The following is a 17115-nucleotide window of genomic DNA, read 5'->3' as shown; positions in this document are numbered from 1 at the left end:
CCTGATTTCAGCCGCCGTTTTCATCCAGGAACTTCTCGATGGCCTTTGCCACCACGGCGTTCTGCGCGGGCGGAAAGTCCTGCCGCGCAATCCATGCTTTCAACCGTTCGACCAATTCCGGGTCGAGGGTGAGCGTCACCATCTGCTTTTTTCGTGCCATGTCCATCATGCTTTAATTCATGCTGTACACCTATGCTAGTGTCAATACACTTATTGACATGCAATGCAATGTGCGTACATGATGGCGCGACTAATCCAGAAACCGCCGGAGGCACCATGAAACACGCCCGCAAAGATTATGCCCGCATCCAAGACCCAGACGGCAAGATCCCTGAGAATGAGCCCGTGTTCCTGATCCGCGGCCAAGACCTTGCAGCCCCTGCGGCCCTGCGCGCATACGCCATGGAAGCACACCGCTGCGGCGCGGAGCCGAACATCATCGAGGCCACGCTCCGCCAGGCGCGCGAAATGGAGAAGTGGCAGCGCGAGCGCGCCCGCAAAACTCCCGACATGCCGCGCCTGCGCGGGCAATCCAGCTAACCCCGGAGAACCACATGGACGCCTTTGAATTCATCACCGGAGGGGACGCCAAGGATATCCTTTCCGTTCTGACGAGTGCCCAATGTGAAGCCTGCGGCGGCACGGGCGAGCGCAACGACGCTGAGGCAGGCGACATGTTCCACAACACATGGGTTTGCCAGCCCTGCCAGGGCAAAGGCTGGAACCATCAGGCCGTGCGCGAAATCATCGCCGCAGTCGAATAATCCAGAAACCGCCACCAAGGAGAACCGCCATGTCCAACGGCGACGGAATGACCAACTTTCACTGGCTTGAGAACGCCACCGGAAACGGTGTTGCGTGGTCCCTGATCGGCATCCCTGCCGCGATGGCATGGGTCGCAGCCGCGCTTTGCTGGTTCATTGAGCCGCGCCTTGCTGCCGAGGTCTCCCCGATGGCGTGGGCCATGTGGGCCGCCCTTGGCTGGTACGGCCTGCTTTTCGTGATCTTTGGCGGATGGCTGGCCCTGCTGGCCATCACCGCCGCCACCTGATCCAGAAACCGCCGGGAGGGACCAATGCCCCAAGAATTGATCGACAAGTACATGTGGCCGGCACTCGCGTGGTTCGGCGCAATTGCCCTGGTGGCATTCATCAGCATTTGGACCTCCAACAGCTTCGCTTGGCGGATGAAGTGCATAGACGCTGGCGGTGACTACATGGCCAGCAGCGGTGGATGCCGCCTTTCCAAGCAGTCCAACTAATCCCGGAGGCCGATATGTATCACGTATTCAATGGCAACGAATGGTCCAAGCACACCGATCTGAAGCACGCTATACGGGCCGCCGAAGACGCGATCGATGTGTGCCGGGACGCCTGTGACCCGGAGTGGCCGGATCGGGTCAACAACATTTCGATTTATGAGGCGCCCGCAAGCTGTGAAGCACCGGATGAAGATGGGAAACTGATCCTGTCCTCGCAAGAATGCAGCGTTCAGGAAGCGCCGGTCGAAAGCGGTTGCGATTATTACTGCGACTACAAGCTCGACACCCCAATCCAATAATCCCCGGAGGCATCATGCCAAAGCTACGCATGAACGCAGTATTCAACGTTCAGTTCGAAGGTGACTACAACCGAAATGGTACGCCTCGCAGCGTCGCCAAAGTGGCCGACAGCGCTGACACCGCACGGTTCGCGCGCAATGTCGATACGCTCCGCGAGATGGTCGATGCGTGGAACGAAAAGCACGGCACCGAAACTAAATCCTGAAACCGCCACCGGAGGCATCACATGGAATTTCTCGCGGTCATTGTCGGAGGCGAAGGCCCTGACACATGGGAAGAAGAAGTTAAGATTGAGTATGCCGACGACTTCATGGATGCCGCTCATCAAGCGCAAGGTCACGCCGAGGAAATGCGCGGCTTTGTCTTTTCACTCGAACTATCCAGCTAACCCCACCAGGAGAAGCCCATGGCATACGACCTTGAGAACCGAGACGAGAAATATGAGCAGGCTGTTGGGTTGCTCATCCTGAGCCAGCGCGCATCAACGTCATTCCTGCAGCGCAAGCTCGCCCTCGGCTACAATGCTGCCGCGCGGCTTATCGAGCGGGCGGAAGATGAAGGAATTGTCTCTCGCCCCGATCATGTCGGGAAGCGCGAAGTCCTCACCACTGCGCCGCAGTCCTAAAACCGCCGGAGGCCGAAATGCTCCTATCCAACCTAATCGCAGAACTCGAAGATTTGCTGGAACAGAACGGCGATATGGTCGTTGAACTGGACAGCGGGAAAGCGGTCGAGGAGGTGGATTTCTCCTACCCGATTGACCCCATCACTGGCGCACCCGCCATTCCGGCGGAAGCTATCGTTATCAAGTAATCCTAAAACCGCCGCCCAGGAGGAACGATGAGCGAAGATTTGAAACGCGATACGGACGGGCCGTTCCCTGCCAGCTGGTGGACGGAGGAAGACGGCGACGTTTTGTGGTGGGCTTGGGATGGCCGCGAATGGCTTGCCGAGCCGCCATACGTCGGCAGCCCGCTTGACTGCGGGTTCACTGTCGAGATGCGCAGTAGCGACCAGCCTGAGAAGGCGATCCGCACCGACGTAGGCGGCTGGCCTGACTATCACACGCATTGGACGCGGCTCCCGCCGCAGCCGCCTGCACCTGAAACCCCGAAGTCCTAAAACCGCCGGGAGGCACCTATGCAGTGGGAAGACATTTCAACCGCGCCCCATGACGGCAAGCCAGTCTTGGTCGAAACCGATGAGGGATATCTTGTGTCGGCCGTCTACTGGACGCTCGACATGCTCCGCGAGGCAGTGCCGGGCGGCAGCTTCAATGATGGCGATGAATACTGGTCTCACAGCGATCAGGATATCTGCTGCGAGCCGATCAAATGGCTGAAGGGCTTCCCGATGCCCCGTCACATCACCGTTGAACTTCACTAAATCCAGAAGCCGCCGCCCCTGAAACGACAAAAGCCCCGGCGCAAACCGGGGCTTTGCTATTGAGGTCAGACCGTTCTAAGGCTCGATCTCGGGTATCTATCACTTGCTTCTTGTCGAGGACTGCGCCAACACAAGTGCAAGAAATGAAGAGGGTTGAATATGAAAACTTTTTTACGCGCCGCAGCGTTGATCGCTGTCCTTTTAGGGGTCAACATTTACGCCAACTACAACTCCAACCTGTCCGAGCCTTACTCCGACGACGTAGCTTATGAATACCCATTGGAAGATTGATACGCAGAGAGAGGCCCGCTAAGTCAGAATGGAGATACGCTCCCGCCGCTGGTGATTTCCTGCGTCCCTGCTTCTGACGTGCGCCGCACAAATACGCTACCGCCGTTCGCGCGAATTGAGATGTTCTCCGTTGCCGCCCCCTGCGCCTGCAGGCTGGACCCTTCAATCCACATTTCCGCGGTGTTGGAGCAGGCAACCGCATTTGCCGATCCGTCACCGTCGCCGTCATCGGCCATCACCTGGCAATCAAGCAGCCACGTCTTAGTTGTTTCGATGCTATGCACAGTGGTGCCGGGCCTGATCCCGCCTCCTTCAAACGTGCAACTGATGGCCGCAGCCTTCACATCGTCGTGCGTGGTGAAGTCGTTACAGGAGGTGGCTGTATTCCAGCCGGACTTTGCCGCCGTGCAATCCTCCAGCAGGACGTGAAGGCTGGCGGCGCTGTTCGCGTGAAAATTCCAATTGTCCTTGGCGCCATAAGCGGCATCGCAACTCCGCGCCCAAGCCAGGCCAGTGGTGCTGACTATACGAAAAGCATCCTGTTCTGACGTCGGGTTGCTGGGTGCCGGGTACCGGAAGGTACAATCGTCAGCGACTACATTTCTTGAGGCAACGGCATCCATGTGCAGGGCGCCGGTAATACCTCCTTCAATGTCGAAACCCTCGATATAGAAATCATCGGCATGTGTCATGAACCGCGCGCCGTGGAAGCTCCTGATCAAGGCAATACTCCCGTTCGGATCGGCACCGATGTTGACATAGACATCTGACCCGCTGACAAAATGCGTCCCAGCCTCAGACCGGCAAGTCGCCAGATCCGCCGCAGCGGGCAGCTCCGTGTACCGGCCCGCCGCATCTACAGCATCGGTGCGGAAAACCCGCTTAACGGAGCTTTTTGAAGTGTGGTAGGTCGTGCCTTGGTCCAGGGTGAAACTAGGAGATTCAGGCCCGGTGCGGTATTGAACCCGGCCACCCCATGCCACCAAAGCAACAGGCTGGTTCGGTTCAACATTGCCGTTGCTGGTGAAGCTGCTCTCAGCGTAAAAGCCGCTTTTGACAAGAACCCGGTAGGCGCTGCCACCGGCGTTTCCCGCTGTGAATGCCGCGTGGATTGTGCGCTTTGCATTTGAAAAATCGCCGTCCTGAGCGCCCAGCCCGCTGTTGCCATCATCACCGGTTGCAACGTCCACATGGTACGCGGTTCCAGACCAGATCGCCGCATCCACCAAATCGCGCGGTTCCAGATCCACTCCGTAGCCCTGCTGAGACCTGATAAGCGGCATGGGGAACTGCACCTCATCCCACCCAAGCCCTTGAGGCAAACTAGGCAAGCGCCGCCGCCCGCGCACCGATAAAGCCATGACTGAAACACCTAGCCCAAGCATCAGCTCACCACCTTTCGAATTCCGCTGTCCAGAAAATGACCGATTTGCGACTGTCCGTTCGCCTCGATGGTCCGATCTGTCCCATCTGCGTATGATGATACAACAACGCCCAACCCGAGAGCGGCCTCGCCCATCCCCAGACCACCACCGCTATCACCATAGTTCACACGCACATTGTTTGGGGAGGACTGCGGCAATGTAAGGATCGGGTGCCGCTGTGACGTAGCCACGGAGTTGCCCCGGCTTGTTATGACCTCAGGGAAGCTTGAATTATACGCATCCAGCCGAAACGCGGTACAATTGAACACCTGTGCCGAGAACGGTAGCGCCGCAGCAGTTGCAAGCTCATCGTCTACGCCATCGAATTCCAGCCAGTGCAGCCCGCCGCTGGTCTGATACGTCGGCCTTGCGGCGTCTGACGGGGCGGTAAGGTGGTTGCCAGAAACTTTCCGCAATTCGATGAGGTCTACATCGGCCGCCACACCAGCCGGGGCGAACAATCCGATGTTATTGGCCCCGGCGACAAGGTAGCTTGAAAGAACATCTGGCGCGCCTGTGGATGTATTGTTTGGCCCAGCGCCCAAGCGCACCACCCCGCCCGATACGGAATTGACGCGAATTGCCGCATAGTAAACTGCGCCGGCTTCCACCAATCCGGACCAGAACAAGGACGCCTGCGAAGCTTGACTACCGTCTATGGTGTAATTCCGGTTTCCGTTATCCACCCAAGGCGAGTTCACCTGCGGGCCGGTGGCGAACAGGTCCGGCCCCAGCGCCAAACCCTGCGACTTGTCCAGCGCCAGCCCGACCGGATCACCAGCAGAGGTGACGGGCGTGGTGCCTGCGGCGTCCTGAAACAGCGTTGAAGTGTCGGACGGGTCCAGGAACAGTTCCGGTGAGAGCTGCAAAGGCGAGAAGGCTGCCTGCTGCCGTGACAGCCCAAGCCCTAGTCCAAGTGAAAGCATCTGTTATCCTTCCTTGCAGGTCGCGGTCATGCGCGTATCAGCGCGGGTCAGCCATGCGAGCCAGTGGTCCGGCAGCGCCTCCGGGTCGACGGGCATTGAGATCCGGGCCTCGCCGTATGATTGGCAACCAGCATCACCACTCAGCGTTGTTGCGGCGCAATTGCTCAAGGTCATCAGCACGGCTATTCCCGCGCAGGTCTGAAACAGCTTCACGGCCTGCCTCCACTTTCTCAGCGCTTTCACGCAGGGTTTCGATATAGGTTTCCTCGCGCCCGGCCTTCCGGCCCTTGCGCTCCTTGTGCGCGCCGTAGCCCAGCACGCCCAGAATGGCCGCTACGATGCCGATAGCCCACGGCAGAAGGTCAGCCAGAAGCACGCCGATCATTGCCGCTTCTCCGGGGCTGTGAGGGACGCCCAGAAGCCAAGGCCAGCCATGCCAACGCCAACGGCAATCGCCCATGTAGCCTCGTCTGTGACGCCCCAGGCGGCCAGCAGCGGGCCGGTTGCGGTCAGCAGGTGGCGCAGCGCGCCTTGAACCTGCGGGTTGCGGAGTTTCTCAAGCATCGCGGGCTTCCTTTCCAAACAGCTTTGCAAGCGCGTCGAATACGCCGAACCACCAAGGCTCATGCGGTCGCTTCACATCCTCCAGCCACGCCGGCACATTGAAGCCAGGGCAGGCCTTGGCGGCATACTGGTTGTGCCCCGTCACCGGCACCGGGCCGTATTTGCCGCGCAGATCGCGCAGGAGCTTGCGCAGTGCCGCTTCCTGCTCGGGGGTGAAGTTGTCCGCGAACCGATCGGTTTCACTGGAGCCGTGGCCGCCAAACAGGGAAACGCCGATGGTGCCGCGATTGTGGCCCCGGACGTGCGCGCCGTCGCGCTCTATCGGGCGGCCAGGATAAACAGTGCCGTCCCGGTCAATCAGGAAGTGATAGCCGATATCGCTGAACCCCCTGCCGAGGTGCCAGCGCCGGATTTCCGCAACGCGGGCCGCGGTTGCAGAACCGGGCATGAAGTCGGGCCGGGTTGCAGTGCAGTGAATGATTGCGCCTGTGATCTGCCTCATGGCTTATTCCTTGGCTGGGGAAATGGTGAACGGGTTGGACGTGCGGCAAACCGGCTTGGGCGGCACAATGCCCCAGAACGGGCGAACAACCGTCCAGCAGGTTTCCATCAGGTAGGTTCCGGGATCGCGCGGCCAGCAGCGCTTGTCAGCCCCTGACCACCAGATCAGATCAACAGGCCGCGGCAGGCTGGCGTCGTGGTGATACGTGAACGGACCCCGCTGCGGGTCGCACACCGGCTCCTTGGTGGTCATGCGCCGGATCGTGACTTGATATGTCATTTTCACGTTGCGCTTGATTGTCCGGTCAAACTCGATCACCGGAGGCTTGCCAGTGGTGCTGTCTGAGACAATCACCGCGCCGGGCGAAAACCACAGCCAGGACGCCGGAACCGCCGCCAGGGCCGTCCAAAGCAGGATTAAAACAAAGGTTAAATCTATCAGTCTCGCAGCGCGGCTCTTGCTCATTTCAGCCCCCAGGGGAGTTTCATCCAAATAGCGGAGGCCGCCGCGACGATACCCGCCAGCCACAGAAGCGCGCGCGTTCCCAGCTTACCGGCCCGGACAGCGCCCAAAACCTCGTCAAGCTGGGCCGCCCGCGTCGGCTTGCCCTCCATCGGCGGATGAAACAGGTAGTCGTGTACCCGCTTCATCATGGCGTGTTCGTCGTCGGTCACTTCGCCGCCCTCTTGTTTTTTGGATATGTGGAACTTGCGAGAACCTTGGGCCGCTGCGCCACCGGCCTTTCAACTCCGCCGACCGCAATTCACGGCCAGAATGCCTCGTCTGCGTAGTTCTCAGGGATCGGGGCGGTGTCCTTCAAGGATTTCGCCGCAAAGACATGGGCGGCTTCGTGAGCAGCCGCCGCCTGCGCCATAGCAAACATGGTCTGAGCATCCATCTGCACTTCGGTGTTGTCTGCCGAAATCCATGTGAAGGGGGCCGGGCCGCCATGCCAGAAAAAGTCTCCCGCTCCAGTTCCGCCCGCGATGGCGAAGCCAGCAAGAGCACCGGCCCCATTGATCCGCGCCTTATCCTCGGGGCGGAACTGGTAGACCCGACCGTTGAACAGAAAGCCGCCCGCGATGCGCCGGTCACGTTCCGCATTCACCGCGGCCCTCAGGCGCTGTGCTCTGGCCTCCTGGTTGATCCCGATCTGAATAGGCATCAGACTGTCACCTCCGCAACGAAGTCCAGGTATGGGAAAGGGCTCACCGAATACATCCGGTAAGTGCCTGTATCCGTCAGCTGCAGGGTGTCGTTCTGCGCTGCAATCACCGTCGTGAACTCTTCCTCATCCGTCACATGCAGCTCCGCCCCATCAGGGAGCTGGGAAAGGTCATATTCGTCCCCGGTTGGTGCCGGGACGTGGGGCCGGGCTTCTGCGGAGCCATTGTTGACCCAGTGGGTCTTGGCACTGAATTCTCCCGCGATCCAATCCTCACCGTCCCGAAGCGTTTCGAGGATTTCGACCGCATCCTGCATTTCATTGACCCGTAGAATTTCCCCTGAGGCCTGTAGGTAAAATGTTGCAGTGGCGTTCATCGCTTCGTCTCCAGGGCAACAAGGCTTGCGTCTTGTACCGGGGGCGGGCCGCCGCCAGTGTGGCTAACCCACATTTCCACGGTGATTTGGCTTCCAGAAGTGGTTTGCGTTTTCCAAACACACGTACCTCTGCCTTCCGCAGTTTGGCCGTCCTGAGCGTTGTAAATAATGACCCTGCGCTTGTTAGACCCGTTGACGCGAAGCCAGATGTCGATTGTCCGGGCCGCAGAAAAAGTTCCGACCGTGCTTTCCACGTCCAGCAGGAACGTAGCCTCACCGTCGATTGATGGGGTCCATGTGATTGACGGGCTGCCGCCGGACGAAATGCGCGACTTAGTGACGGCGTTGGCTTTCATCTTTTCGCCGCTGAGGGTCAGGTCTTCCACATCCAGGTTTTTCACCGTGATATTGAGGGCTGCCAGATCAGCGAAGTTTGCCTTGTCTGCTGTAACGCTGTTGGCGGCAAGGTGATTTGCGAAGATGGAGCCGTCCACAATCAGTTCGCCAGCATTCATACGCCGCAGCTCAATGCCTCCGATGCGTACCTCGGTGGCACCGGTCGGGCGAATGTAAGGCTCGATCCGGGCAAACCGGTAGCCTGGCGGGATGGTGAAAACACCTTCCTTTTTCGTGATGGTTCCAGTGTCCCAAGCCAATGCGGGACTGGCCCATACCTCAGTCGTGCCGCTGGAAAAATCCTCCACATTGCTCAACTTGAGGCGCAGGGCCATATCGTCGCCGTTGCCATTATTGGTGCCGGAAAACCGCTCGCCGCGGGCAGCTGCTTTGATTTCCTCACCCTCCGGGGAAACACTGAACACCGGCCCCCTGACGAACTCGTAAGTATTGCCAGGGCCGGTGATCCGCATGACGCGCTTGCCGCCCCAGCCTTCGAAGCTGGTGCTATAGAAGCTGTCGGCATCTACCCACAGGTCCTTATCATCAAAGTCGAAATCCGGGTTGAGGTTGTCGAAGCTGCTGACGGCCAGCTTTGAGGCGTAGACTGTGCCATCAAGCAAAATGTCAGTGGCGGCGATTTTGGCAACTGACACAGACCCGGCAGAACCATCTGCGGCGATCAACTGCAGCAGCGAAACCTCCCCGCCGCCTTGTGCCTTGATCAAGTAACCAGCAGAGGCATTTCCCTCAAGGTCAGAGATCGCAGTGCCTTGATTGGTGATCGTCGCGGAAGTCCCACCGGCGCTGACGGCCAGCTGCGTCAGGAGGACCCCCAGAGCGGTGCCAGACAGTGCGTTAACGTCAACTGCCTTGACGGTCTCGATCTCACCGGTCAGTTCCGCTTCAGCGTCGAAGTCTTCCCACAGCAGGTCGTAGACGTACACGCTGTCACCGGAGCCGTTGTCAATGACGTCAATCGCCGGGCACCAGTTGGTCGCGGTGCCAGAAGTCACCTTGAACTGCCGGTCGATGTAAGTCCAAGTGGAAGCCTGAGCCGGGGTGACGATACCGCCGTCATCTGTTCCGAAGTAGGCACCAGTATCGGAGCGGACGATAAAGCGGATGCCGGAGCCTGCGCTGTTGACCTTGACCCAGCCGCGGACCCGGAATGACTTGCCGATGGGGCTACCAGTGCGGGGAATGACTTCTCGGGCAGTGTCTGTCAGCAGCAGGGAATTGGCGCCGTTCGGGGCGTCCGCTGGTACGTCACTGCTGGCTGTTGCGTTGACCCACTCGCCGACCCCGTTGTCGCCCTTGTTTGTTGCAAGGATGCCGCCAGTGCCAATCGAAGCGCGCAGAACTTGCTGTGCCGCCGAGATCGCCTGGTCCGTGCTGGCAGCCGTATAATAGTTGTTCGAGAGGTCTGCTGAAACCGAGTTGATGCTCGCCGTCAGGCTATCTTCAATCGAGTCCGAGTAAGAGTTGGCGCTGCTCAACACGCCGTCCAAAGATTGCTGGAGAGATGTGCCTGAGTAACCAGCAACGAGAGCGTCAAAATCAGACTGCACCGAAGCTGCCGCAGAGCTGGCCGCCGCGGCATCCGCAGCCGCAGCATCGGCAGCAGCCTGCCCGGCTGAAATTTCGGCTTCGATCTGTTCCGCCAGGTCATCATAGCTCAGCCGCACATCGGCAGTTGTGGCGGAGATCCACCCGGTCCAGATGCCGGAGTTTCCATCTCGGATGCGCCCCTTTGCCCGATAGGAGGTTTGGGGGAGTATGCCCGCCGAATACACCACCTCACCACTAAGCGCGCTAGAGGCCCGGCCAGCGGCCACCAGGGTGCCATCCGCCAACTGGATTTCCCACTCCACTACATCATCGGCCAGCAGAGCCGCGGCGGTCCAGACCATGCGCAGCGCCGGGCGCCGCGCCGTTCCATTGCCGTCTGGCAGGCTGTGCGCCAGCAGATTGAAGCCAGGTAGGGTGCGAGGTGCCACCACCGTAACCGCAGTGCTAGGGTGATCCACCGACACCTCATCGGTTGCAGGCACCCAGGTGAAATCTCCAGCATCCCGCTCGCGCAAAGCCAGGGTTTGCAGGCAGGTTGTAAGATCGTCGGTCAACTCGCCAACTTCAAACACCTTGGAGGAATACCCCTCCTGCGTGCTGGTCCATGCCACAGTATCAAGCGGCTCCAGCAGCGCCGCATCCGGCGGCAGGGTCAGGCTGTGCCGCCGGAATCGGCGCTCATCCTCAATCCAAGCCTTCATGAGCCGTTGCGCTTGGGTGCCTGATGCCACCGCCGGCAGTTCCACTTCCGCTACCAGCTGGCGGTCGCCGTCCTCGGCTTCCCATTCGGCATTGTAGCGCGGCGGCGCATCGCGGCTTTCCCATAGGCTTTCCGGGTCCGGGTGGGTGGCGTGGATGGCGTTATGCACCCCGTCCAGCCCAGGATAGGGGGCCAAACTCTGCGGCCTGTCAGCGACAACATCGTCATCAGTGAAAAAATAGACCGGAAGCGCGGGCGGCCCCACCCGCACCTTGTACGTCCCGCCAAGTTCAGCAATGTCTGCAGAGCAGGCTTTCAGCAGCTCCCCAATCACCTCCGCAGGCTCGTCATCTACGAGGACTTCAAGACCGGCGCGGTACTGCGCCTCGTTGCCGCCATCAGCCAGAGGCACGGACACGTCGCATTCGTTCATGCCAGCGAACCAGTTGTCCAGCGGGAGATCAGAAGCCGCGACATGGCCGCCCCAGCGCTGGCCGTCCGGCAGAGTGAGGCCGCGCAGGATGTTGTACACCATCACGATTGGGTTCTCTGTAAACTCCCAAGTTGACGGGTCTGCCCAGCGGTGCGCGCCAGTCCCGCCAACAGTATCATCCTTGCGCGGGTCATAGAGCGGGATGCCTTTCACCTCAAAGCGCACACCCGGCAGCTGGTTGAACAGCTTGCGGCTATAATGGAAGGTGAGAACCGCATAAGTCACACCGGTGCCAACCATATCCGCGGACCATGGCCGGTCCGGATGGTCTGAATAGTTCTCCAGCATATAGGCATCAGCCGCGGTTTGGGTGCCATCATGCCAGGTCATGCGGAAATAATACCCGCCATCATCCTGCAGCATTCCGCGCAGGTCGTGGGTGAGGCCCACAGCATCCTCAAGGTCTGTGACGTATTCGCCTGCCACCATAACCCTGGAGAACTGAACGCCCGGCATGTCGCTGATATCCACCACATAGGTCAGCCACTTATTCGGGATATCGCCGTCATTCGGATGCGAATAAGGCGGTGCCACCATGTTGCCCGCGGTGGCATAGGTGCCAAGGATGAAGCTCTGCGGGTTGCTGCCGCCCGAGGTGGTGCTTTCAGTCTTGATGCCCGGCTGCCGCTGCTGGCCCGGCTTTTTGCGTAGAGCCGAGGAAAGCGACGATAGCACCAGCGAGAAGCCGATACGGACAATGAGGGCCGCCGTTGTCGCGGACACCCCCAGCCAAGTGGCAACCGCGGCGGTGATTGGGTCCGCTGCCGCCGCAACCGGCGCCAGAAGCGCGGTTGCCAATACGGCGATAAAAGTCCGCTTGTCGCTCATACCCGGAACGCCCTTTTCATATGCAGACGGCTCACAATGGCAAGCCCCTCTGGGCGCAGCACATAAGCCGCGCCGCCCTGAACGATCCCCAGCGCCTCGCCGGGGCCGCCTCCTTCAAAAACGCCCAAATCTCCAGCCTGTGCAAAGCTAGGGGGCACCTCAGAAAAGAGGCTCGCAACCATCTCCACGTGGCTGGCGAAACCAGCTTTCTCCAGCGCGGCGCGACCATCCTCCAAGCGCCTGTAGCTGCCGCGGAACGGAGCCGCCAAATCAGCGCCCGTCATTGCCTCCACGGCCCCGGCAGCAAACAGCGCACAATCGTGCCGCCCAGGCCGAAACGGCATGTGCGCAACACGGGCGAGGTAGTCGGCCAGACGCGCGCGCCAATCCGGGAGGCGCGGTTTTGTTTCGGGGAGAGTTTTCACTTGGACGGCTCCCACCTATCTGCGGATGATCCAGGGCTAGGGTCGGCGGGAGCCTCAACCCGAATTTCCCCCCAATAGACCGGGACCACGCCGGAAATATTGCCGTATCGCCGGAAGCGGTCGCCGCCGCGCCGCTGTTGGCTTTCATCGGATTTCTTGCTGGCGAGACGGCGCGTCAAGGCGCGGGTTTCGCTGACCAATTCAAGGGTGCAGCCGCCTGCTTCACCGGTGGCAAAGTCAAGGCCGTTGACGAACCCAGAAAAAACTTGATGCGGCTCCGCCACCAGCGTTCGGCTGGCAGGGTCGAATAGCGCCCGGTGAACCTCCACTGGCGCAAACCTGGTCTCATACCCCTTAGCCAAGTCCTCCACCTCTGGGGCCACAGCCGACAAGCCAATCTGATAGGAGCGCACATCCAGCCCGGTCCCCGCGGTGACTGGCTCAGCCTCAAGCAAAGCGCCAGCGCCAGTGTAGGTGCGGCTCTGACCGCCCACCACCACCGTAAGGTCGTCCTCACCGCTCCAGATGCCCAGGTTCTCCAGAATGCCGGTAGATCGGTTGCGCGCGACGATCCAAACCAAGCGATGTGGCACCAAGTCGCCGCGAGCGTTTAGCGCCGCTGAAGTCGCGCCGTCATATGTCCTCATGGCTCACCTGAAAGTCTGTCGGAAGCTGAACGAAACGCCGCTCAGTCGCTGGTTTCGCTTCTCGCCATAGTTGACCGAACCCGGCACTATCACCGCCTTGCAGTAAGCCTTGACCAGCGCTGCGGGGGCATTTGCCGCGATAGTGCCGCGAATGTGAGGGTTCACTTGCAAAGCCCCGGTCACACCTGAGCCGCTTGCCGTGCCGCCCTCTACAAAGCTGTGAAGGGCGTTCCGGACCGGGCTTGACCCGTATTCCCAGCCGATCATGTCGCCGGGGCTTATTTCGTACCCGACTGGCAGCCCGGCCAGAACCACAGTGCTTGCTGCCGCGTCATAGGACTGAATAATGGGGGTATGGCCGCTAAGAGCCGCTCCTGATGCGTCTTTAAGCGGCCCGGCGCGCTGCGGGTCAAATGCCAGAAATGACGCGCCCGGCGCGTCCAGGGCCTGCAATACTGGCAGGATTTCGCTCGCTTCAAATGGGTTCAGCGGATAGAGGCTAATGCTACCCTCCCACATAGTTGGGGACAATTCCGCCGACAGCACTTCGCCGCCCCGCAAGCCGGTGACTTGCCGATGTGCGGACACATTGAAACGAGCAGAACTGATGCGTCTGTTCAGCTTTTCAATGAACGACGCCCGATCCAATGGGAAGCTCAAGGGCATCAGCGAACCTTTCTCGGGTCGTTTTGGATCTGCTGCACGGATCGCGGCAGCACTGTCCGATTGAAGTCCTCAATGCCGCGCCGGGTGACGCGGGTGGATACATTCTCTGCCCGGCTGTCTATGCGGGCGTCCAGATCGTCTGTCAGGCGTACATCCACTGTCACACGCCCTCCTGCGCCGCCGCCCTGCGTGCGCACGCCGAGCTTTCCGTTCACGCGCGCCAGGGGCATAATCGCTTCCGGCCCGGCCTCCCCCATGACGCCCGTCTTGCTACCGGCCATTGGGAAGAATGTCGGAGAACTCACCACCCCGCCACTAGCAAAGGGCGTGACCTGCCCGCCCTGAAATACGTTGCCATTCGCGTTGAACAGGAAGTCCGCCACATCTCCGAATACCCCGCTGCCCCCAATCAGGCTCTTGAACGCCGATTGTGCAGCCATCTTCGCCAGATCGGCTAAGAGCGCCTGCAGGGCCTCACGCCCGCTGCCTGCCCCGGCGATAAGCGCGGTGAAAGCGCTCTCAAAACTGCTTTCCATGCGCTTGCCCATGCCCTCTGCCGCGCTCGCAGCATCGTTCAGCGCATCAACAGCCCGGTCTCGCACCTCTGATGTAACAACCTGCGGGAACTGGCGGTGCAGTTCCTCGATGCGCTCCATCTCTGCGGCGTACTGCTCTGCTTTTGTGCGAGTGCTTTCAAAGAGCTGTTCGGCTTCGCGCAGTCCGGGGTCGATGCGCGCTCGGCTGCCCCCGCTGCGCGCTCTGGATGGGCTGCGCCCCTTCTCTGGGTCCGGGAAATATCGAGAACGCCAATAGGGGTCGTTCTCAAATTGCCGCGGATCGCCACCCCGACCACCCGCAACGCCATTTCCCTCTAAGGCATTCTTGGCGGACACAGCGTTCCACAGCTCTTGGCTGAATTCCCTAGCCGCATCAGCCCCGTCAGAAATACCGCTCGCCACATCGACCTTAGCCAGCTCAAGAGCCTGCAATGCCGCCTCCAGGAGTCGGTCATAGAGCGCCTGCCCTTCTTCCTCTGCATCGGCCAGATTGTTGGATGCGCCGTGGATATAATCGGCGAGGTCAAGCATCGCCTGCGCCTGCGCGCGCGGCCCCTCTGCCTGTCCGATGGCGGCGAACTGCGCCACCACTTCGCGCGCGGCGTCTTCCGAAAGCCCGAGGGTATCGGCCAGATCGTCAACATTCCGCGATACAGTTTTCAGATTGGCAAGGTTTTCCTCCAGCCGTTCAATCTCACGGTTTGCGGCGGCCAGCTCACTGTCGGACAGTGTGCCCGCCGGGGTGCTGTTGAGGGTGGACAATTCCGCCTTGATCGACGCGATGGTTCCCTCCAGCTCCCGGATTTCATCGGGGCCGAACCCGAAAACCCCAGCAACGCCCAATTCGCCCGCGATGCCACGAGCGGCGCCGTCCAGGGCGCTCCCCGCGCGAACGGACGCAATCTGCCGGTTAATCTCGAAAATGGCCTGAGCTTCATCGGCAAGGCCGCCGTAGCTGCTCAGAAGATCGGTGGCCGATGTGGCCGAAAGCTCCTGCGCCGACTTCACAGCGCTGATGCTTTCCTTGAGCGCCTTCATCTTGTCGTCAAGGGTGTCAGCCGCGCTGCCGATATCCAGAAGCGCGCCAGCCACAGGCAATCCAAGAGCGGCCACAGTGCCCAGCAGGGGGCCGACAAGCCCCAGTGGGCCGCCCAGGGCCGCGAAGCCGCCGAATAATTGAGGAAGCTGCTGCCCGAGCGCCTTTGACGCGCTGGTGCCGCCCTGCATCTGCACCGCAATGTCGCCAATCTGGTTGGCGGTGTTTTGCAGGACAAAACGGCCTTGCCCGCCGACACTGGTGAGCCTCTGCAAGCCGGTTGCCGCCCGGTTGGAATTGGCTGTGATCTGATCGCCCGCTTTTTTCCACGCGCGTTCAGACTTGACCGCCGAACCCTCCGCCGCTTTGCGGCCCGCCTCCATTTGGCGCTCAAACTTGCGCAGGCTCGCTTCCATGCGAACCAGAAGGGTATCTTCGACGGTCTTAGCCATTACTGCACGGCCTCCGGCTCATAGCGGTTGAGAATGTCGATGAACTCATCTTCGGTGATGTGCGGCGCCTTGGTCTCGGACCCGGCATTGAAGCCGCGCACCATGTTCACGAAATCCGCATAGGGCATCTGCCGCAGGTCGAGCGGCGACAGGTTGAACACCCGGCAAATCTGGCTCACCTCGGAGAACACATAGCGGCCCTTACCGTCAGTTTCCGGCTCGCCGTCCGCTGGTTCAACGCCAACCATGAGCGCGGCGAGGATCTGGCCCGCAAGCGAGGCGTTTTCCATGTAAGGGCGCGTGTCGAAATGCGCTTCCATAAGCCGCTTGGCGTCAAGGATCGACAATCCCCCGCCAATCAGGGAAAGGCGGATGGTGTGGTAAACGTCCTTGAGCATGAAGCGCCCGCCAGCCACGCGCGCGAAAATCGCCGCGATGCCGTCGCCGGTCGCCTCCTCCAAATCGAGGACACCGCCAAAGCTGAGCCGGAAAAGGCGTTCTTTCCCGGCCCATTCTTGGATGTGTTCCGCCATTAGGTGGCGTCGGTCCAAGTGCGCTGGCCTGCGCCGCTCAATGTGGCGGTGAAAGTCACCTTGCCGGAGCTTTCCTTGGACAGCTCAAGCTGCTGCAGGAAGGCAGGCAAGATCCAGTGGCCGCCGTTGTTGGCCGCGCTTTCATCCAGGAACAGCTTGATGTTCTTTTCGGTGCCGCCATCAGCCCATGCGCGCCAGGTCGGCCAAGCCTCAGTCGTCACCATGCCGCTGATCGTGGCGCTGGTGTCCTGGCTCTCCAGGTGGCGCACGATAGCCGCCGGCACATCCAGCGGGCTGGCGCAGTCCAGAACGGTATTTTCGCCCAGATTGTTGGTCAGGGTGATACCGAAGCTGTTTGCGCCGCAAGTGTGTGCAAAGGTCTCGGTGGGATCGCCGCCGTCGCCCAGTTGAATGACCAGCCGTGTAGTCTGATTGCCCGTCGCCATGTCAATCTCCTTTGGTTGACGGTTTCAATGCCTCTGCCTTGCCGTCCGCGATGAGCTTTTCTGCGGTGGCCTTCGGCACGTTGATTTCGCTGCCCGCGCGAAACGATTGCGAGCGGGCGGAACTGATGCGATGGTGCGCATCAGCCAAAATTCTGATTTTCATGTGGA

General features: G+C 60.5%; 29 protein-coding genes. 11 read left to right on the top strand and 18 right to left on the bottom strand.

Annotated elements, in window-relative coordinates; translation table 11 throughout:
- Positions 1-7 precede the first annotated feature (7 nt).
- A complete protein-coding gene (locus ACXAED_RS15860; protein ID WP_475051297.1) occupies positions 8-169 on the bottom strand; it encodes a hypothetical protein in 162 nt (53 codons plus the stop codon).
- A gap of 107 nt (positions 170-276) precedes the next feature.
- Between ACXAED_RS15860 and ACXAED_RS15855 the strand changes: the two genes are divergently transcribed.
- From ACXAED_RS15855 to ACXAED_RS15805, 11 genes are read left to right on the top strand one after another with little or no spacing between them, the layout of a single operon-like run.
- Positions 277-540, top strand: a complete 264-nt coding sequence (locus ACXAED_RS15855) for a hypothetical protein (RefSeq protein ID WP_475051295.1) — start codon at positions 277-279, stop codon at positions 538-540.
- A gap of 14 nt (positions 541-554) precedes the next feature.
- Positions 555-764, top strand: a complete 210-nt coding sequence (locus ACXAED_RS15850) for a hypothetical protein (protein WP_475051294.1) — start codon at positions 555-557, stop codon at positions 762-764.
- Between the two features lie 29 nt (positions 765-793).
- A complete protein-coding gene (locus ACXAED_RS15845) occupies positions 794-1051 on the top strand; it encodes a hypothetical protein (protein WP_475051292.1) in 258 nt (85 codons plus the stop codon).
- A 24-nt stretch (positions 1052-1075) separates the two neighbouring features.
- On the top strand, positions 1076-1261 hold the full coding sequence (locus ACXAED_RS15840) for a hypothetical protein (protein ID WP_475051291.1): 186 nt from the start codon (positions 1076-1078) through the stop codon (positions 1259-1261).
- 14 nt (positions 1262-1275) lie between these two features.
- On the top strand, positions 1276-1560 hold the full coding sequence (locus ACXAED_RS15835) for a hypothetical protein (RefSeq protein WP_475051290.1): 285 nt from the start codon (positions 1276-1278) through the stop codon (positions 1558-1560).
- A 14-nt stretch (positions 1561-1574) separates the two neighbouring features.
- Positions 1575-1766 carry a hypothetical protein gene (locus tag ACXAED_RS15830; protein WP_475051289.1) on the top strand — a complete coding sequence of 64 codons (192 nt, stop codon included), beginning with the start codon at positions 1575-1577 and terminating at the stop codon, positions 1764-1766.
- A 21-nt stretch (positions 1767-1787) separates the two neighbouring features.
- Entirely contained in the window at positions 1788-1949 is a 162-nt protein-coding gene (locus ACXAED_RS15825) for a hypothetical protein (RefSeq protein WP_475051287.1), read from the top strand.
- Positions 1950-1967: 18 nt separating this feature from the next.
- On the top strand, positions 1968-2186 hold the full coding sequence (locus tag ACXAED_RS15820; RefSeq protein ID WP_475051285.1) for a DNA translocase FtsK: 219 nt from the start codon (positions 1968-1970) through the stop codon (positions 2184-2186).
- A 17-nt stretch (positions 2187-2203) separates the two neighbouring features.
- The gene (locus ACXAED_RS15815; RefSeq protein WP_475051284.1) at positions 2204-2374 is read left to right on the top strand and encodes a hypothetical protein; all 171 of its coding nucleotides are present in this window, start codon (positions 2204-2206) and stop codon (positions 2372-2374) included.
- Between the two features lie 27 nt (positions 2375-2401).
- Positions 2402-2683 (top strand): hypothetical protein, encoded by a 282-nt coding sequence (locus ACXAED_RS15810; RefSeq protein WP_475051282.1) that lies wholly within the window; start codon positions 2402-2404, stop codon positions 2681-2683.
- Positions 2684-2701: 18 nt separating this feature from the next.
- On the top strand, positions 2702-2947 hold the full coding sequence (locus ACXAED_RS15805) for a hypothetical protein (RefSeq protein WP_475051281.1): 246 nt from the start codon (positions 2702-2704) through the stop codon (positions 2945-2947).
- A gap of 314 nt (positions 2948-3261) precedes the next feature.
- Here ACXAED_RS15805 and ACXAED_RS15800 read toward each other — a convergent pair whose 3' ends face one another.
- From ACXAED_RS15800 to ACXAED_RS15720, 17 genes are all read right to left on the bottom strand, one after another.
- Positions 3262-4488, bottom strand: a complete 1227-nt coding sequence (locus ACXAED_RS15800; protein WP_475051279.1) for a hypothetical protein — start codon at positions 4486-4488, stop codon at positions 3262-3264.
- A gap of 134 nt (positions 4489-4622) precedes the next feature.
- Positions 4623-5588 (bottom strand): hypothetical protein, encoded by a 966-nt coding sequence (locus tag ACXAED_RS15795; RefSeq protein WP_475051277.1) that lies wholly within the window; start codon positions 5586-5588, stop codon positions 4623-4625.
- Between the two features lie 133 nt (positions 5589-5721).
- Entirely contained in the window at positions 5722-5973 is a 252-nt protein-coding gene (locus ACXAED_RS15790; protein ID WP_475051276.1) for a hypothetical protein, read from the bottom strand.
- Positions 5970-6152 carry a hypothetical protein gene (locus ACXAED_RS15785; protein WP_475051274.1) on the bottom strand — a complete coding sequence of 61 codons (183 nt, stop codon included), beginning with the start codon at positions 6150-6152 and terminating at the stop codon, positions 5970-5972. The genes ACXAED_RS15790 and ACXAED_RS15785 overlap by 4 nt, the downstream gene beginning before the upstream one ends.
- Positions 6145-6654, bottom strand: a complete 510-nt coding sequence (locus ACXAED_RS15780) for an N-acetylmuramoyl-L-alanine amidase (RefSeq protein ID WP_475051273.1) — start codon at positions 6652-6654, stop codon at positions 6145-6147. The genes ACXAED_RS15785 and ACXAED_RS15780 overlap by 8 nt, the downstream gene beginning before the upstream one ends.
- 3 nt (positions 6655-6657) lie before the next feature.
- Entirely contained in the window at positions 6658-7119 is a 462-nt protein-coding gene (locus ACXAED_RS15775; RefSeq protein ID WP_475051271.1) for a hypothetical protein, read from the bottom strand.
- A complete protein-coding gene (locus tag ACXAED_RS15770) occupies positions 7116-7328 on the bottom strand; it encodes a hypothetical protein (protein ID WP_475051270.1) in 213 nt (70 codons plus the stop codon). The genes ACXAED_RS15775 and ACXAED_RS15770 overlap by 4 nt, the downstream gene beginning before the upstream one ends.
- Positions 7329-7417: 89 nt before the next feature.
- The gene (locus ACXAED_RS15765) at positions 7418-7819 is read right to left on the bottom strand and encodes a DUF4376 domain-containing protein (protein WP_475051268.1); all 402 of its coding nucleotides are present in this window, start codon (positions 7817-7819) and stop codon (positions 7418-7420) included.
- A complete protein-coding gene (locus ACXAED_RS15760) occupies positions 7819-8196 on the bottom strand; it encodes a hypothetical protein (protein WP_475051267.1) in 378 nt (125 codons plus the stop codon). Before ACXAED_RS15760 ends, ACXAED_RS15765 begins: the two co-directional genes overlap by 1 nt.
- The gene (locus ACXAED_RS15755; RefSeq protein ID WP_475051266.1) at positions 8193-11894 is read right to left on the bottom strand and encodes a phage tail protein; all 3702 of its coding nucleotides are present in this window, start codon (positions 11892-11894) and stop codon (positions 8193-8195) included. Before ACXAED_RS15755 ends, ACXAED_RS15760 begins: the two co-directional genes overlap by 4 nt.
- A gap of 287 nt (positions 11895-12181) precedes the next feature.
- Positions 12182-12610 carry a DUF6950 family protein gene (locus ACXAED_RS15750; protein WP_475051264.1) on the bottom strand — a complete coding sequence of 143 codons (429 nt, stop codon included), beginning with the start codon at positions 12608-12610 and terminating at the stop codon, positions 12182-12184.
- Positions 12607-13203 carry a hypothetical protein gene (locus ACXAED_RS15745; RefSeq protein ID WP_475051261.1) on the bottom strand — a complete coding sequence of 199 codons (597 nt, stop codon included), beginning with the start codon at positions 13201-13203 and terminating at the stop codon, positions 12607-12609. Before ACXAED_RS15745 ends, ACXAED_RS15750 begins: the two co-directional genes overlap by 4 nt.
- A gap of 57 nt (positions 13204-13260) precedes the next feature.
- Entirely contained in the window at positions 13261-13923 is a 663-nt protein-coding gene (locus ACXAED_RS15740; RefSeq protein WP_475051260.1) for a hypothetical protein, read from the bottom strand.
- Positions 13923-15968: a hypothetical protein gene (locus ACXAED_RS15735; protein WP_475051259.1), complete on the bottom strand. Its 2046-nt coding sequence runs from the start codon at positions 15966-15968 to the stop codon at positions 13923-13925. The genes ACXAED_RS15740 and ACXAED_RS15735 overlap by 1 nt, the downstream gene beginning before the upstream one ends.
- Positions 15968-16501 carry a gene transfer agent family protein gene (locus tag ACXAED_RS15730; protein WP_475051258.1) on the bottom strand — a complete coding sequence of 178 codons (534 nt, stop codon included), beginning with the start codon at positions 16499-16501 and terminating at the stop codon, positions 15968-15970. The genes ACXAED_RS15735 and ACXAED_RS15730 overlap by 1 nt, the downstream gene beginning before the upstream one ends.
- Complete coding sequence (locus ACXAED_RS15725; protein ID WP_475051257.1) at positions 16501-16947, bottom strand: phage tail tube protein; 447 nt, start codon at positions 16945-16947, stop codon at positions 16501-16503. Before ACXAED_RS15725 ends, ACXAED_RS15730 begins: the two co-directional genes overlap by 1 nt.
- A 1-nt stretch (position 16948) precedes the next feature.
- Positions 16949-17110, bottom strand: a complete 162-nt coding sequence (locus ACXAED_RS15720) for a hypothetical protein (RefSeq protein WP_475051256.1) — start codon at positions 17108-17110, stop codon at positions 16949-16951.
- Positions 17111-17115: the final 5 nt, after the last annotated feature.

Source organism: Leisingera sp. ABM4_103, assembly GCF_056158685.1.
Note: the sequence above shows the minus strand (reverse complement) of the source record. Positions and strands in the feature narration are given on the sequence as shown.